The sequence below is a fragment of the Iodobacter violaceini genome (assembly GCF_011601265.1).
GTDB lineage: Bacteria > Pseudomonadota > Gammaproteobacteria > Burkholderiales > Chitinibacteraceae > Iodobacter > Iodobacter violaceini.
On sequence record NZ_JAAOLX010000002.1, the window covers coordinates 529,489 to 543,742 of the forward strand.

The 14,254-nt window shown below is 49.4% G+C and carries 16 protein-coding genes; 9 read left to right on the forward strand and 7 right to left on the reverse strand.

Annotated features, from left to right (window positions below; translation table 11 throughout):
* Window positions 1-4: 4 nt before the first annotated feature.
* Window positions 5-937, reverse strand: coding sequence for a tRNA-dihydrouridine synthase (locus tag HA050_RS05985; RefSeq protein ID WP_205836308.1), 933 nt, complete (start codon window positions 935-937; stop codon window positions 5-7).
* A 191-nt stretch (window positions 938-1,128) separates the two neighbouring features.
* Here HA050_RS05985 and HA050_RS05990 point away from each other — a divergent pair, with 191 nt between their 5' ends.
* The 9 genes from HA050_RS05990 to HA050_RS06030 all read left to right on the forward strand — a co-directional run bounded on the left by HA050_RS05990 (window position 1,129) and on the right by HA050_RS06030 (window position 7,748).
* On the forward strand, window positions 1,129-1,716 hold the full coding sequence (locus HA050_RS05990) for a LexA family protein (protein ID WP_166823337.1): 588 nt from the start codon (window positions 1,129-1,131) through the stop codon (window positions 1,714-1,716).
* Window positions 1,717-1,980: 264 nt separating this feature from the next.
* Window positions 1,981-2,808, forward strand: a complete 828-nt coding sequence (gene queF / locus HA050_RS05995) for an NADPH-dependent 7-cyano-7-deazaguanine reductase QueF (protein WP_166823340.1) — start codon at window positions 1,981-1,983, stop codon at window positions 2,806-2,808.
* A gap of 36 nt (window positions 2,809-2,844) precedes the next feature.
* The gene (msrA, locus tag HA050_RS06000) at window positions 2,845-3,369 is read left to right on the forward strand and encodes a peptide-methionine (S)-S-oxide reductase MsrA (protein ID WP_166823343.1); all 525 of its coding nucleotides are present in this window, start codon (window positions 2,845-2,847) and stop codon (window positions 3,367-3,369) included.
* 211 nt (window positions 3,370-3,580) lie between these two features.
* Entirely contained in the window at window positions 3,581-4,780 is a 1,200-nt protein-coding gene (dapC, locus tag HA050_RS06005) for a succinyldiaminopimelate transaminase (RefSeq protein WP_166823345.1), read from the forward strand.
* A 95-nt stretch (window positions 4,781-4,875) separates the two neighbouring features.
* The gene (dapD, locus tag HA050_RS06010) at window positions 4,876-5,697 is read left to right on the forward strand and encodes a 2,3,4,5-tetrahydropyridine-2,6-dicarboxylate N-succinyltransferase (RefSeq protein WP_166823348.1); all 822 of its coding nucleotides are present in this window, start codon (window positions 4,876-4,878) and stop codon (window positions 5,695-5,697) included.
* 212 nt (window positions 5,698-5,909) lie between these two features.
* Window positions 5,910-6,380: a GNAT family N-acetyltransferase gene (locus HA050_RS06015; protein WP_166823350.1), complete on the forward strand. Its 471-nt coding sequence runs from the start codon at window positions 5,910-5,912 to the stop codon at window positions 6,378-6,380.
* Between the two features lie 9 nt (window positions 6,381-6,389).
* Entirely contained in the window at window positions 6,390-6,845 is a 456-nt protein-coding gene (locus HA050_RS06020) for a GNAT family N-acetyltransferase (RefSeq protein WP_166823353.1), read from the forward strand.
* 15 nt (window positions 6,846-6,860) lie between these two features.
* Window positions 6,861-7,316, forward strand: coding sequence for a GNAT family N-acetyltransferase (locus HA050_RS06025; protein ID WP_166823356.1), 456 nt, complete (start codon window positions 6,861-6,863; stop codon window positions 7,314-7,316).
* Window positions 7,317-7,325: 9 nt separating this feature from the next.
* Entirely contained in the window at window positions 7,326-7,748 is a 423-nt protein-coding gene (locus HA050_RS06030; protein ID WP_166823359.1) for a DUF3224 domain-containing protein, read from the forward strand.
* A gap of 217 nt (window positions 7,749-7,965) precedes the next feature.
* On the opposite strand, the gene rpoS is transcribed toward HA050_RS06030, so the two are convergent.
* The 6 genes from rpoS to HA050_RS06060 form a co-directional block, all read right to left on the reverse strand.
* Window positions 7,966-8,931: an RNA polymerase sigma factor RpoS gene (rpoS, locus tag HA050_RS06035; protein WP_166823362.1), complete on the reverse strand. Its 966-nt coding sequence runs from the start codon at window positions 8,929-8,931 to the stop codon at window positions 7,966-7,968.
* Window positions 8,928-9,935, reverse strand: coding sequence for a peptidoglycan DD-metalloendopeptidase family protein (locus HA050_RS06040; protein WP_205836309.1), 1,008 nt, complete (start codon window positions 9,933-9,935; stop codon window positions 8,928-8,930). The genes rpoS and HA050_RS06040 overlap by 4 nt, the downstream gene beginning before the upstream one ends.
* An 83-nt stretch (window positions 9,936-10,018) precedes the next feature.
* Window positions 10,019-10,690 (reverse strand): protein-L-isoaspartate(D-aspartate) O-methyltransferase, encoded by a 672-nt coding sequence (locus HA050_RS06045; RefSeq protein ID WP_166823364.1) that lies wholly within the window; start codon window positions 10,688-10,690, stop codon window positions 10,019-10,021.
* A complete protein-coding gene (surE, locus tag HA050_RS06050) occupies window positions 10,675-11,418 on the reverse strand; it encodes a 5'/3'-nucleotidase SurE (RefSeq protein WP_166823367.1) in 744 nt (247 codons plus the stop codon). Before surE ends, HA050_RS06045 begins: the two co-directional genes overlap by 16 nt.
* 93 nt (window positions 11,419-11,511) lie before the next feature.
* Window positions 11,512-12,390: a DMT family transporter gene (locus HA050_RS06055; RefSeq protein WP_240928984.1), complete on the reverse strand. Its 879-nt coding sequence runs from the start codon at window positions 12,388-12,390 to the stop codon at window positions 11,512-11,514.
* A gap of 69 nt (window positions 12,391-12,459) precedes the next feature.
* Window positions 12,460-14,076 (reverse strand): methyl-accepting chemotaxis protein, encoded by a 1,617-nt coding sequence (locus tag HA050_RS06060; protein WP_166823370.1) that lies wholly within the window; start codon window positions 14,074-14,076, stop codon window positions 12,460-12,462.
* Window positions 14,077-14,254 lie beyond the last annotated feature (178 nt).

A 14,254-nucleotide genomic window follows, 5' to 3' on the forward strand; every position in this document is an offset into this window, starting at 1 on the left:
GAGGCTACTTTCCCAACAATACGGCAGCCACATCATCCGGCTCGGTTAATGTACGAACCTGTGCAAACAAGGCCTCGGCTTCCGGATAAGTACGGCGCAAATAAGTCAGCCACTGCTTCATCCGCCCTGCGCGGTGCTTAGGCATAATGTGCTGAGCCTGAATCAGCTGCCAGAAACAAATAAACAATGGCTGCAAATCTGCCCACGGCAATTGGGGCTGGCCATTTTTAGCCATCAGCGCCAAGCCTGGATTAGAAACAATCCCGCGCCCCAGCATAATCTGATCGCAACCCGAAACCGCCGCACAGCGGTGAAACTCTTCCACCGTCCATATTTCGCCATTGGCCACCACCGGCACGGCCAGGGCTTCACGCACGGCAGGAATAAGCTCCCAATAGGCAGGCGGCTTATAGCCATCCAGCTTGGTACGCGCATGCACAACCACCCGCGCGGCGCCCGCACTGGCCATCGCCTGAGCGCATTCAATCGTCTGGCTGTTATCGTTATAACCAAGGCGCATTTTGGCCGTCACCGGAATATGTGCAGGCACAGCCCGGCGCACAGCGCCCACAATCTCATGAATTAACTCTGGCTCCTGCAGCAGCACCGCACCTCCACGATGGCGATTCACGCTTTTGGCAGGGCAGCCAAAATTCAGATCAATCTCATAAGGCCCAAGCTCCGCCAGTCGCGCAGCGTTTTCAGCCATGCACACAGGATCAGACCCCAATAATTGCACGCTCACCGGCACACCCGCTACGGTTTTACTGCCATTAAGCAGCTCTGGTGCAATCCGCAAGAATGTTTTATTGGGCAATAAAGAGCCGCTCACGCGAATAAACTCAGTGACACACATATCAATGCCACCCACCCGCGTCAGCACATCACGCAGCACAAAATCAAGCAGCCCCTCCATAGGGGCAAGTAAAATCTTCAAGATATACAGCCAAAGCAATGCAGAAAGGCGCTTATTGTAAAACAGCCCGTGCCCGGGCGGGCGGTAAAAGTCCGGGCGGACACAAAAGATCAATTGCATACAGATACAACAGGCACGCGGCTCAGGCTTGACAGCAGAACGAACGTTCACTACGCTAGAGTAGAACGTTTGTTCTGCACAGGTCAAAACCCATGGCACACCCCAATCGCGACGCCGAATATCTTGGCAAGCTGCAAGACTATTACGCTGATTACCGCAATCTGCCGTCTTATTCGGTGATCGGAGATTTACTCGGGCTGGCTTCCAAATCCGCCGTATCAGCCCTTGTTAAACGCCTCATGCTCGCGGGTTATGTGGATACCACGCCAGACAAACGCCTCGCTCCCACCAAACGCTTTTTTGAGCGCGAGCTGGCAGATTTTCCTGTCCCTGCAGGGCTGCCTGCGGCCGCAAACGACGCCATGAGCGAAGCCATTAGTATCGATGATTACCTGATCGAGTGCCCCTCAGCATCGGTAATGGTGAGAGTCAAAGGGGATTCCATGATTGATGCCGGTATTCACGATGGCGATATCGCCGTAGTAGAGAAGCGTCATGGTGCTAAGTTAGGTGATGTAGTCGTGGCCATCGTAGATGGCGAATACACGCTTAAAACCCTGAGCCGCGATAAACAAGGCTATGTGCTGATGCCACACAACCCCGCTTATGAGCCCATCCGCCCTAAAGAAGGGCTGGAAATATTTGGCGTAATGGTTGGGCTGATCAGAAAGTACAAATAAGGCTTAAGCCCCGGTGCTTTACTCATTAAGTAAAACTGAACAAATAAAGCGGGTTTTCCTGGGGGTTTCATCAAATATCCGCTGCAGCAGAGGATGGCCGTTAAGGTCATATGGCAATAACGGCGCTTTCAGTACTGGGTATTTATAAGCCCCACGCCCTTATTTCCCCATTACCCCGCTTTTAAAAGATAAAATACGGCGTAAATGATCAGATGCTGCAGCTTAATTGCAGCAATCTGATTTAATCCACTAAAAGGAGCGCTCGTGAGCGACGTTGAACTCTCCCCACTGGGAAAAACAGTTAGTTATATCACCGAATACGAGCCCGGCCTGCTCTTCCCTATTTCGCGTACGGGCAAGCGCGAGGAAATTGGCGTGGGTGAAACCCTGCCATTTATGGGTATGGATATCTGGAATGGCTACGAGCTGTCCTGGCTCAATAGCCGTGGCAAGCCGCAGGTGGCCATTGCAATATTCAATATCCCCGCCAGCAGCCCGAATATCATCGAATCTAAATCATTTAAGCTTTATCTGAACAGCTTTAATCAGACCAAATTAGAAACACGCGAAGCTTTACAAAAGCTGCTGCAAACTGACTTATCCGCAGCTGCTGGTGCAAACGTTAGCGTACAGCTGGTTGGCCCGGAGCAATTTCATCAGCAACGCCTTGCAGAGCTCGATGGCTATTGCATCGATAACCTGGATATCGAAGTTAATCAGTATGCCCCTCAAGCCGGCTTATTAAAGTGTGACAACGGGGACACCACCATCACCGAGTCTTTAACATCCAATTTGCTCAAATCAAATTGCCTGGTGACCGGCCAGCCCGATTGGGCCAGCATTCAAATCAGCTATACCGGCAAGCCGATTAATCGTGAATCCCTGCTGCGCTATTTAATCTCATTTCGTAATCACAATGAATTTCATGAGCAATGCGCAGAGCGCATTTTTGTCGATATCATGCGTGATTGCGCGCCATTGAAGCTTGCCGTTTATGCCCGCTACACCCGCCGTGGCGGCCTGGATATTAATCCCTACCGCTGTAATTTCAGCGGCCCGCTCCCCGGTAATCTGCGCGGCGCGCGGCAATAAGCCATTAACCCGAACCATTAAACAGGTAAACGAATTATGAGCGAAATCGCAACCTTAGCCGGCGGCTGCTTCTGGTGTCTCGACGCCACTTTTGCCCGCCTGCGTGGTGTATCTCAAGTTGATTGTGGCTATATGGGCGGCCGTGTTGAAGCGCCCACTTACAAAGCAGTATGCACGGGCGACACCGGCCACGCCGAAGTGATTCAGCTGACTTTTGACCCGGCCATTATCAGCTACAGCACCCTGCTTAAATTATTTTTTGCCCTGCACAACCCCACCACACTGAATCGCCAGGGCGAGGATGTTGGCACGCAATACCGCTCCAGCCTGTTTTTCCATAACGAAGCGCAAGAGAGTGCAGCAAAAGCGATGATCAAAGAATTAGCTGATCAGTATGCAGATCCCATCGTCACAACCGTGACACCTGCTGTGACATTCTGGCCCGCTGAAACCTACCATCAGGATTACTTCGAACAAAACCCTGAGCAGCCTTATTGCTCGGCTGTGGTTGCGGGGAAAGTGCGTAAGCTGATGCAGGACTATGGCGATTTGCTTAAATAAGCAAGCCTCCAGGCAAAAGAAACTTAGTCACAAAAAGAAACGGAGTCGTATGGAGCCCAACAGGCTTACTTTGTTTTTCTCCATACCACTCTGTGATCTCGAAATCTTGTGGTTCAGGGCTGAAGCTAAGCCTGGCTGACAATCACTCACACAAGACCTGACGGCGCTCTGCCGCTATAATCGGGGTTTTCCCCAGTGCTTTCGGAACGCCATGACGCCGCAACTCTCCTTGCTTCAGCCCTATCCGTTTCAAAAACTTAAGCAGCTTTTTGCGGGTCTTAGCCCTAATCCGGCATTAGCACATATTAATTTATCCATTGGCGAGCCCAAACATGCCACGCCCAGGCTGGTTACCGAGGCTCTGATCGCACACTTTGATGGCCTGTCCGCCTATCCGGCCACGCTGGGATCAGATGAGCTGAGGCAAAGCATCAGCAACTGGTTAGCTAATCGCTACGGTATTACAGCCCCCAATCCGGCGACCGAAATCATTCCTGTGAATGGCAGCCGCGAAGCATTGTTTGCTTTTGCCCAAACTATCATTGACACCCGCCCTGAGCAGCAGCCCGTGGTGCTCTCGCCCAATCCCTTTTACCAGATTTATGAAGGCGCGGCCCTTTTAGCAGGGGCCGAGCCTTATTTTGTAAACTGCAATGCAGAAAACCGCTTTCAGCCTGATTGGGACGCCGTTCCAGATGCGGTCTGGCAACGCACTCAGCTGGTCTTTGCCTGCTCACCCGGCAACCCGACTGGCGCAGTCGCCTCACTGGCCGACTGGCAAAAACTATTTGCTCTGTCTGATCAGTACGGCTTTGTGATTGCATCTGATGAATGTTATTCAGAAATTTACTTTGGCGAAGATAAGCCACTGGGTGCACTCGAAGCGGCAGCTCAACTGGGGCGGGACTACCATAATCTGGTGATTTTCTCATCCCTGTCGAAGCGCTCCAATGTGCCCGGCTTACGCTCAGGCTTTGTAGCCGGGGACGCGAAACTTTTAGCGCAATTTCTGCTCTACCGTACTTATCATGGCTGCGCGATGAGCCCGATGGTGCAGGCCGCAAGTGCTGCAGCGTGGAATGATGAAGCGCATGTAGCCGAAAACCGCCTGCTCTACAGCCAAAAATTTGCTGCTGTTACCCCCTTGCTGCAAAGCGTTTTAAACGTCAGCATGCCCGATGCGGCTTTCTATCTGTGGGCAAAAATCAAAGGGGACGATGCCGCCTTTGCCCGGCAGCTGTTTGAAGAAGAACACGTCACCGTCCTGCCCGGCAGCTACCTCGCCCGCGGCGCCCACGGCGTCAACCCTGGTGAAGGCTACATCCGTATTGCCTTAGTTGCACCACTGAATGATTGCATTACTGCCGCAAAACGCATCGTTCACTTTTGCCAGCGCCATCCTGCTTTTTAAAATCCTGCAGTGCGGGTAAAAGCCGCAAGCATATACCGCACCACCACTTTGGCGGGTTTCACCCGCTCTACGAAGAACCTAACCGAGGAAGCACCATGAGCCAACTTCAGCAAATCATCGAAACTGCTTTTGAAAACCGTGCAGAAATCACCCCTGCCAATGTGCCATCCGAGCTGCGTGAAACGATTAATAGCGTGATTTTGGGTCTGGACAAGGGTGAATACCGCGTTGCAGAAAAAATTGATGGTCAGTGGCATACCCATCAATGGCTTAAAAAAGCCGTACTGCTGTCTTTCCGCATTAACGATAACGTGCCTATGGATGGCGGCTGCACACAGTATTTCGACAAAGTACCATCAAAATTTGCTGATTACAGCGAAAACGATTTCCGTGAAGGCGGTTTCCGTGTAGTGCCAAACGCCATGGCGCGTCGTGGCTCATTCATTGGTAAAAACGTGGTGTTAATGCCTTCTTACGTGAATATCGGCGCCTATGTAGACGAAGGCACCATGGTCGACACTTGGGCCACCGTGGGCAGCTGCGCGCAAATCGGTAAAAACGTGCATTTATCCGGCGGCGTTGGCATCGGCGGCGTACTGGAGCCACTGCAAGCCAACCCAACCATCATCGAAGACAACTGCTTTATCGGCGCGCGCTCTGAAGTTGTTGAAGGCGTGATTGTTGAAGAAGGCTCGGTGATTTCGATGGGTGTATACATCGGCCAAAGCACCAAGATTTACGACCGCGAAACCGGTGAAGTGACTTACGGCCGCATCCCGGCAGGCTCTGTCGTGGTGTCTGGCAATCTGCCATCGGCGGACGGCAAATACAGCTTGTACTGCGCGGTAATTGTTAAAAAAGTAGACGCAAAAACCCGTGCAAAAACCAGTATTAATGATTTGCTGCGCGGTATTTAATCTGAATTATTAAATTCAAAAAACCCGGTGTAAAATCATTTACCCGGGTTTTTATTTACTTAAAATCAATGTAAATATTTAAACAGCCGCCCTGCGCGCCCTGCCAGTTTATTCAATCAAATAAATCCCGCCAAATAGAAATAAATCAACTAAAGACATATAAATTTCGATATGCTGAGCAGCTATTTCAGCCCATATCAGGCAACAATCCCATGACCACTCTATTGCCAATGCGTACTGCGGTTTACGAGTCTTATCTTGAGTCTTCCATTCTTAGCTATGCCAAAGAGAATATTCAGTCCGGCCGCTGGCAGGAAGAAGATGCACTTGAACAATCCCGCAATGAATTTCACAAATTACTGCCACAGGGCACAGATACGCCCGATCAGTATTTATTTGAAATCATTGGCAGAGACAATCTAAGCACCGTTGGTTTTATCTGGTTTGCCGCTGTTTCAGATAAAGGCGTGCGGCTTGCCTTTGTTTATGATTTAGAGATCAAAGCCCCTTACCGGCGTCAGGGTTATGCAACGCAAGCATTTAAAGCCATTGAAACACTGGTGAGTGATCTTGGTCTGGCCAGTATTGGCCTGCATGTATTTGGCCATAACACCGGCGCGCTAGCTTTATACCGCCAGCTGGGTTACGAAGTAACGGGAATCAATATGCTTAAAAAGCTTTAGGAAAAAACCATGCAATTAGCGGAAAGCTCAGACAGCCATTCAATTGCCAGCCTCTATCTGGCTTCACGCAAAGCATATCTTCCCTACGCGCCATTAGCACATAGCGACGAAGCTATTTACAGCTGGGCAGCTGACGTGCTGATTAAAACAAACCGCATTATTGCTGCTTCAAAAGATGGCCAGATGTATGGCTTTATCGCCACAGCAGGCGATGAAGACAGGCATTGGATTAATCATCTCTATATCCACCCCCTGCACACCGGATCAGGCACAGGCTCAGCCTTGATTAAATATGCTTTAGCCCAAATACCCCGCCCTGTGTATCTCTATACCTTTCAGGCCAATACCGGTGCCAGGCGTTTTTATGAGCGATATGGATTTATTGCACTGGAATTCAGCGATGGCTCCGGCAATGAAGAAGGCTGCCCGGATGTGCTCTATGTACTCAACCAATCCCCCGGCTAAATGAACAGCGAAATAATGCCTCAGATCAACATACGCCCAATGATCACTCATGATGCTGCAGCGGTTTCTGCCCTGCTGCCCGCACTGGATTACACAGGCAGCCCTGGCGATGTGGAAAGGCGCTTTGCAGCGCTCTCAGCCCAACCAGATCACGTCGTTTTGCTGGCATTTTACAATGAGCAACTGGCAGGCCTTTGCCATATTCAGGGGGTGCGCTTAATTGCGAGTGATGGCTATGCAGAGATTAGTGCACTGGTCGTCCACACCGCTTTGCAACGCAGCGGAATTGGCAAAGCCTTGGTTACCCATGCAAACAGCTGGGCCCAGTCAAAAGGTTATGAACGCGTGCGCTTGCGATCCGGCCTGCACAGAGAAAACGCCCACCTTTTTTACGAAGCTATTGGCTTTAGTAAAAAAAGGGCCAGTTATGCCTTTGAAATACAGTTGTCTGACTCCAATCACCCACTTTAAGGATATAAAATGCTTCCATCTTCACTATGCATTCATTTTGTCGCTAAGGGCTGGTCCGAAATTGCCTTTCATGAGTCTGCAGGTGCAGGCAAGCTCAGCCGTGCCAGCATTGGCAATACACTAACAGGCGATCTGACCGGGGATGGCGTACTCGAATATTTATTGTCTTATCCCCGCAAAGCAGGCGGTGACGTTGCCTTTATGGGATATGAGCGCATTACTGGCAAAATTGCAGAATATGAAGGCAGCTTTGTACTCAGGCACGACGGATTGTTCTCCAGCACTGCAGGGGTCAGTGGCACATTAAGCATTGAACCGGATAGTGGCACTGGCGATTTCTCCGGCTGGTCTGGTAGCGGAAAAATACAAGCGAAGGCGGGTGAGCACGGTGGAATTTACGCCTTGCAGCTCTCACAAACACATACAGAATAAATCTTCACCCTGAGCAGCGATGTTGCTCGTTTGCACTCATTCACCCTGCTTTTTTTCGAAATAAGTAAAGGAATTATCAGCACATCGCTGGGCATTCCCCCTCTTTTTGAATAAGCTAAGCCCTTAAGATGGTGCTCAATATACCCGGAGCAGGGCCTGTAAATGCAAAAAACCAGTGGATCGCACTGGTTTTTTTATATGCAGAGCAAAGGCCCGATCAGAGCAAGACATCACTCGTTACGCCATAGCGACGTAAGATACGGCGTAGTTGTTCCAGTGCTTCAATTTGAATCTGGCGCACGCGCTCGCGGGTTAAATTCAAATTGGCGGCTAAGTCTTCGAGGGTACAGACTTCATAGCCGTTGAGGCCATAGCGGCGCTCAATCACAATACGTTGTTTTTCATTAAGCTGCTTCAGCCATTCACGCACATAGCGCTCTACTTCAGCATTTTGCAAAATGGCTTCAGGGCCATCGTGCTGGTCATCCGGAATTGACTCGCCAATGGTCAGCATCGGGTCAATATCCAGCGGCGCATCAAGTGATGCGACTCTTTCATTCAAGCTCATTACCCGGCGTACATCTTCCACAGATTTGCCCACCAAATGAGCAATATCTTCAATCACCGGCTCGTGCCCCAATTGGGCTTCCAAATGGCGCTGTGCACGTAAATACACGTTTAATTCTTTAATCACATGCACGGGCAAACGAATCGTGCGCGACTGGTTCATAATTGCGCGCTCTACGCTTTGCCGAATCCACCAAGTGGCATAAGTAGAAAAACGAAAACCCCGTTCGGGGTCAAATTTTTCTAATGCGTGCATTAAACCGATATTTCCTTCCTCAATTAAATCAAGAAGGGTCATCCCACGATTAATATAATGCTTGGCGATATTCACGACCAGGCGCAAATTGTGCTCAATCATTTTTTGCCGGGCATAAAAATCCCCCTGCACCACTTTACGTGACAGAGCACGCTCTTCATCAGGGGTCAGTAATTTACTCTGGCCAATTTCATTAAGGTAAATCTGCGTCACGTCGCCCGTACTTTCATGAACGTGGGCTTCCGCTTCATCCGCAGCAGGCTCGGCCTCAATCTCCGAACCATCTTCCTGCTCGGCCTTCTCGAGATCGTCGGCCTCCTCGAGTAATTCCTCTTCCAGAATATCAAGCTGATCGTTCATTTTTTTTCCGCTTGGATGTATTTTGCAGGGTCTACCGGCTTCCCAAATCTGCGCATTTCAAAGTGCAGTTTGACCTGATCACTATCGCTATTGCCCATCTCAGCAATTTTATCCCCCTTTCGGACTTCACCCCCTTCCTTGACAAACAGTTTACTGTTATTTGCATATGCCGTCAGGAATTCTTGGTTGTGCTTAAGGATAATCATCTTTCCGTAACCACGTAAGCCGGAGCCTGCGTAAACAACCTTACCATTAGCTGATGCAATTACAGACTGGCCTATTTTCCCTGAGATATCAATACCGCGATTTTCTTCAGAGAAAGCCTTCACTGTTTTACCTGCTGTCGGCCAAGCCCAATCTCCTGGCTTTTCATCGCTGTTAATGGGGGCAGAAGAGGCATTATTACTTGGTTTTTCGGCTGTTTTCACTGCGGAAGCTGCACGCACCTCAGAGGCTGTTTTGGCCACCGATCCGCCAGAAGCGGTGACAGACGGTAGTTTTGCGCTGTCAGATTGTGATTTAGACACAACAACCGGGCCTTCAGCAAGGGCCGCTACAGCGCTGGCAGACTGTGCGCCATAGGGCACTTTTACAGCTTTTGGATAGTTTTTAGTTTCTTGTTTCAGTTCAGATTTAGTGTCTGTTTTTTGCACTTCATCTGTTTTTAAAGGGCGAATTTCAACCGCGCCTTCAGGAGGTGTGAGCCGTAAGGTTTGATCCACCTTAATCCCATTCACATCCCCCAGATTATTCCATGCTGCCAAATCGCGATAGGCAAGACCATGATCCAAAGCAACCCGGTACAGTGTGTCGCCTTTCTTCACCGTGTAAGTTGCCGGACGGGGATCTGCGCCCGCTACAGGCGCGGCAGGTGTATTAACGCGAGGCGCTGGAGGAACAACGGCCTGAGCACTGCGATCTACAATCGGTGCAGGAGGTGTTGGCTGGCTGGCGCAAGCGCCAAGCATCAAGGCCAGAGGGGCACACAAGCGTTGCCAATTCACGGATTAATCTCCTTACTCATCAATATAAATAACGCAATCACGCAACAGGCACGAACCTGCCCGCAGTCGCATTACAAAACAACTTACACAACACCCGGTAACAGCGGCACAAAATTAACTTTTTCCAGCCGGGTTTCAATAAAGCCCCCGGCAGTACGCTCTATCTGTCGTAATTCCTGATCTGTTTCTCCCACAGGAAAAATCAGACGCCCGCCTAATTGCAGCTGCGGGAGCATATCTTCCGGCAAAATAGGCGCTGCCGCCGTGATAATAATGACATCGTAAGGGGCTGCTTCCGCAAGCCCCTTGCTGCCATCAGCATGGCGTAAGCGTGCATTATGTACACCGAGCACACTCAGACGATCCCGCGTGGCTTTATATAAGCCACCAATTCGCTCGACCGAATAAACCGTTTTAAACAACAGCGCTAATACTGTGGTCTGATAACCACAGCCTGTACCAATTTCCAGCACTTTGTCATGCCGGGCAGCGCCCATTGCCAGCTCGGTCATTCTTGCAACGATATAAGGCTGAGAAATGGTCTGACCAAAACCAATGGGCAAAGACACATCGTCATAAGCCTTATGCGCCAGCGCCTCATCCATAAAACCATGGCGGGGCACTTCGGCCATCGCGGCCAGAACGCCCGCATGGCTGATACCCTGCGTCTTTAAGCGCTCTACCAGCCTCGCCCGCGTTCTTGCGGACGTCATGCCTGCGCCGCCCAGGGCGGCAATATTTAATCGGATAGCCATGTTGAGACAAGATCAAGTTGAGATTTAGCGGTTAAATCCACCGATAGTGGTGTCACTGATACATAGCCATTTGCTACGGCATGAAAATCAGTCCCTTCTCCGGCATGAGAGACTTCCCCTACCGGCCCTACCCACCAGATGGTTTCACCGCGCGGATTTTTGGATTGAATCACGCCGGAAGATTTATGTCGACGCCCCAAACGCGTCATTAACACCCCTTTTATCTCGGCATAAGGTAAATCCGGTACGTTTACATTCAGCAATACAGGCGAGGCAAAAGGCTGGCGGATAAACCGCCGCACCAAATCTCTGGCCACCTGCGCTGCACTGTCAAAGTGCTGCGGGTTGCGTGAAGCCAGTGAAACAGCCATCGCCGGAACACCAAACAGATGCCCCTCAGTGGCGGCAGCCACCGTGCCCGAATAAATCGTGTCATCACCCATATTGGCACCATGATTAATGCCCGAAACAACCATATCCGGCAAGGAATCCATCAAACCTGTTGCGGCAAGGTGCACGCAATCGGTTGGGGTGCCATTTACATACATAAAGCCACTGGGAGCTTTGCGCACACTTAAAGGGCGATCCAGCGTCAGTGAATTACTGGCCCCGCTGCGATCCCGCTCCGGAGCACAGACCGTCACCTCTCCTTCTTCACGTAATGCTTCTGCTAAAGCCAAAATACCCGGGGCAAAATAACCATCATCATTTGACAATAAAAATCGCATCAATTTCTCCTCAAACTCAGCACATCATCACAGACGCCACCGGCCATTATTCATTTACAAGAAAACACAAAACATGAGCAAAGATGCAAAGCATCAGAGCCTAACACTTTTTTTAAATGCACTTGATAATATGCCACATGCCGCAATCAGAGCCATGGCGATATAACTTGGCCAGCTTAGCTGCTCATCCCAAAGCAGAGCGGCAAATACAGTAGCAAAGAGCACGGTTAAATAAGCCAGGCTGGCCACCGTCAATGTTTTACCCCTGCTGTATGCACGCGTCATTCCCAATTGTGCAATCGTTGCCGAAACACCCAAGCCTGCAACAATCCAAATATTATTTGGATTTAACAAGGTTAATGGCGCATCCTGCAGGCTCATTAATATGGCAGCCCCTGCTGTTGAAACAAGGGAGAAATAAAAAACAGTACGCCATTCGGGCTCACCAGCCTGACCTAATTTATTTACATTAAAATAGGCCACACCAGATAAAAGCCCGGAGCCAAGGCCCATTAAACCTGCCAGCCACTGCGAGCTTTCAAAGGTTGGTTTTAATAAAAGAACCACCCCCACAAAGCCAATCAGAATAGCCAGTGTCTGGCGTGGCTGAAGTCTATTCTTTAAATAAAAAATAGTAATCAGAGTTAAAAACAACGGCGAGGTATAACTGAGTGTAACGGCCGTAGGTAATGCAAGATGAGCAATCGCATAAAAATACAATAACAATGCAATAAAACCCGCCACACAACGTGACATATGTAATTTAAATATGGGCAAATTAACTTTCAGCGTTTTACCCTGCAATAAAACCACCACAAAAATGCCAGCCAGCCCAGCTATGCAGCGATAAAACACCAATTCAGCCACTGAAAATTGCTGGCTGCCTAACTTAACAAACACCCCCATAATTGCAAAACAAAAACAAGCCAGAATCATCCAAAAAGAACTCGATTGCTTAAGCCGCTCTAACATCTTCACTCCTGAATCAAATAGCAATAAGCCCCGTCAGAACGGGGCCTATTTCATGCAATACGGCAGCAGTTAACGCAATCTATAACCAGAAATGGTCTTCTTAACCGTTTCAATCAGTTGCTGCAGCTGGTCAGCCGACGCCGCAGAATGCACAGCGGCATCATTAGTTTGCTCCGACATATGGGCGATTTTCTCCACCTGCTGCGCCATTGCAGTGCTGGCACTGCTTTGCTCAACAAGCGCCTCGGAAATATCTACCACGTAATTCACCACCATGCCCGAAGCCACACGAATATTGGCAATCGCCGAGCCTGCATCACGCGCATGCGCCACACCATCTTCCACCTGCAATACCACCTGCCGCATCCGCGCCACCGCGCGGTCCGACCCCTCCTGTATCGCACTCACGGTATTGGCAATTTCTTGTGTAGAGCGGCTGGTACGCTCGGCAAGCTTACGTACTTCATCGGCCACAACCGCAAAACCACGCCCCAGCTCGCCCGCTCTGGCCGCTTCAATCGCGGCATTGAGCGCAAGTAAATTAGTCTGATCGGCGATCTCTTTAATCTCATTGACCACAGTGCGAATCTGGTTGCTTCTGGACTGCAAATCGCTCATTTCCGCCGAGGCTTCCCGCACCGTGCCGGCAATGGCGTCAATCTCGGTTACCGTTGCATTAATCACGCGCTCGCCATCGCTGGCAAGGCGCCCGGAATCCTGCGTATGTACTTTGGTATCCCGCGCGCGCTCTGCAACATGATTAATGCTGACCGTGACTTCTTCCACTGTTGCTGCCATATGTGCTGCTGATTCGCTCGATACGGCAGATATTTTTGAAAGCTGCTGAGTATTGGCAGAAACCTGCACGGCAGAGCCTGCCATTTGTGTAATCGACTGCTCAATACTGATAAAGCTGTTTTGTACAGTGCTTAAAATATGATTAACTGCTTTAACTAAATGACTGATTTCATCATTGCCCGTTACCGGAATACGGCCTGTAAAATCCAGATTTTTTTCAATATACGATAAAGCAGTCAGGCTGTCGGCCATTGGTTTTTTAATTGCACGATAAATCAATATACCAATAAATAATACAAGAGCAATACCCAGGACAGAAATCATCCAGAATAATGTAATAGATTTTGAATTTGCTTCATCTGCCTCAACAATAAGGCGCTTGGCATAATCATCATTAAATTTAACCAACCCATTAACAGGCTGAATGACCGCCATAAATTTGGCAAAACCAGTGGCATTTGCCAGCTCAAAGGCACCGGTAAAATCCCGGTCATCAGATAATTTAATTGCATCCATATACAAACGATCGTAATCATTATATGCAGCCTGCAGTTTTTTATATAACTCGCCGTCTTCCTGCCCTGCAACCAACTGGCTATACGCATTAATATTTTTCACCAGCGTATCGCGATTACCAGATGCAAATTTTATAATTTCTGCTTTTTCAGCATCTTTTGAAGACAAGATATGCACAAACAACACAATACGGTTTTGATTTAAATCATTAGCAATCCGATTCGCCAATAAAGTACTTTGCATTGAATGCTCAGAAATATATTTTAAACGCGAAGCCTGATCATTCAAGCGTGATACGCCCAGCAGCATCACAGACAATAAGGAAAGGAGTGCAACAGTAATTAACGCGGTGAGGCGTTGTGAAATATTCATTATCGAGCCCCTGGCAGCCTATCGGACTTAAGATTGTTTTACCAGACAAAACCCCAAAATCAGGATTTTACCCTTAAGCGTGCGGCACACTCCCACACGCTAGTAAAACATGCTTAATACTTTTTTCAGAGCTAAGATTCTATGCCAGAACGCCCCATCAGGGTACATAAGAATACGC

What these genes read in the sequence shown, in the direction of transcription:
- HA050_RS05990 (WP_166823337.1), top strand. Translation starts at nt 1,129, where the DNA reads ATGGCACACCCCAATCGCGACGCCGAATATCTTGGCAAGCTGCAAGAC.
- msrA (WP_166823343.1), top strand. Translation starts at nt 2,845, where the DNA reads ATGAGCGAAATCGCAACCTTAGCCGGCGGCTGCTTCTGGTGTCTCGAC.
- dapC (WP_166823345.1), top strand. Translation starts at nt 3,581, where the DNA reads ATGACGCCGCAACTCTCCTTGCTTCAGCCCTATCCGTTTCAAAAACTT.
- dapD (WP_166823348.1), top strand. Translation starts at nt 4,876, where the DNA reads ATGAGCCAACTTCAGCAAATCATCGAAACTGCTTTTGAAAACCGTGCA.
- HA050_RS06015 (WP_166823350.1), top strand. Translation starts at nt 5,910, where the DNA reads ATGACCACTCTATTGCCAATGCGTACTGCGGTTTACGAGTCTTATCTT.
- HA050_RS06020 (WP_166823353.1), top strand. Translation starts at nt 6,390, where the DNA reads ATGCAATTAGCGGAAAGCTCAGACAGCCATTCAATTGCCAGCCTCTAT.
- HA050_RS06025 (WP_166823356.1), top strand. Translation starts at nt 6,861, where the DNA reads ATGCCTCAGATCAACATACGCCCAATGATCACTCATGATGCTGCAGCG.
- HA050_RS06030 (WP_166823359.1), top strand. Translation starts at nt 7,326, where the DNA reads ATGCTTCCATCTTCACTATGCATTCATTTTGTCGCTAAGGGCTGGTCC.
- rpoS (WP_166823362.1), bottom strand. Translation starts at nt 8,931, where the DNA reads ATGAACGATCAGCTTGATATTCTGGAAGAGGAATTACTCGAGGAGGCC.
- HA050_RS06045 (WP_166823364.1), bottom strand. Translation starts at nt 10,690, where the DNA reads ATGGCTATCCGATTAAATATTGCCGCCCTGGGCGGCGCAGGCATGACG.
- surE (WP_166823367.1), bottom strand. Translation starts at nt 11,418, where the DNA reads ATGCGATTTTTATTGTCAAATGATGATGGTTATTTTGCCCCGGGTATT.
- HA050_RS06055 (WP_240928984.1), bottom strand. Translation starts at nt 12,390, where the DNA reads ATGTTAGAGCGGCTTAAGCAATCGAGTTCTTTTTGGATGATTCTGGCT.
- HA050_RS06060 (WP_166823370.1), bottom strand. Translation starts at nt 14,076, where the DNA reads ATGAATATTTCACAACGCCTCACCGCGTTAATTACTGTTGCACTCCTT.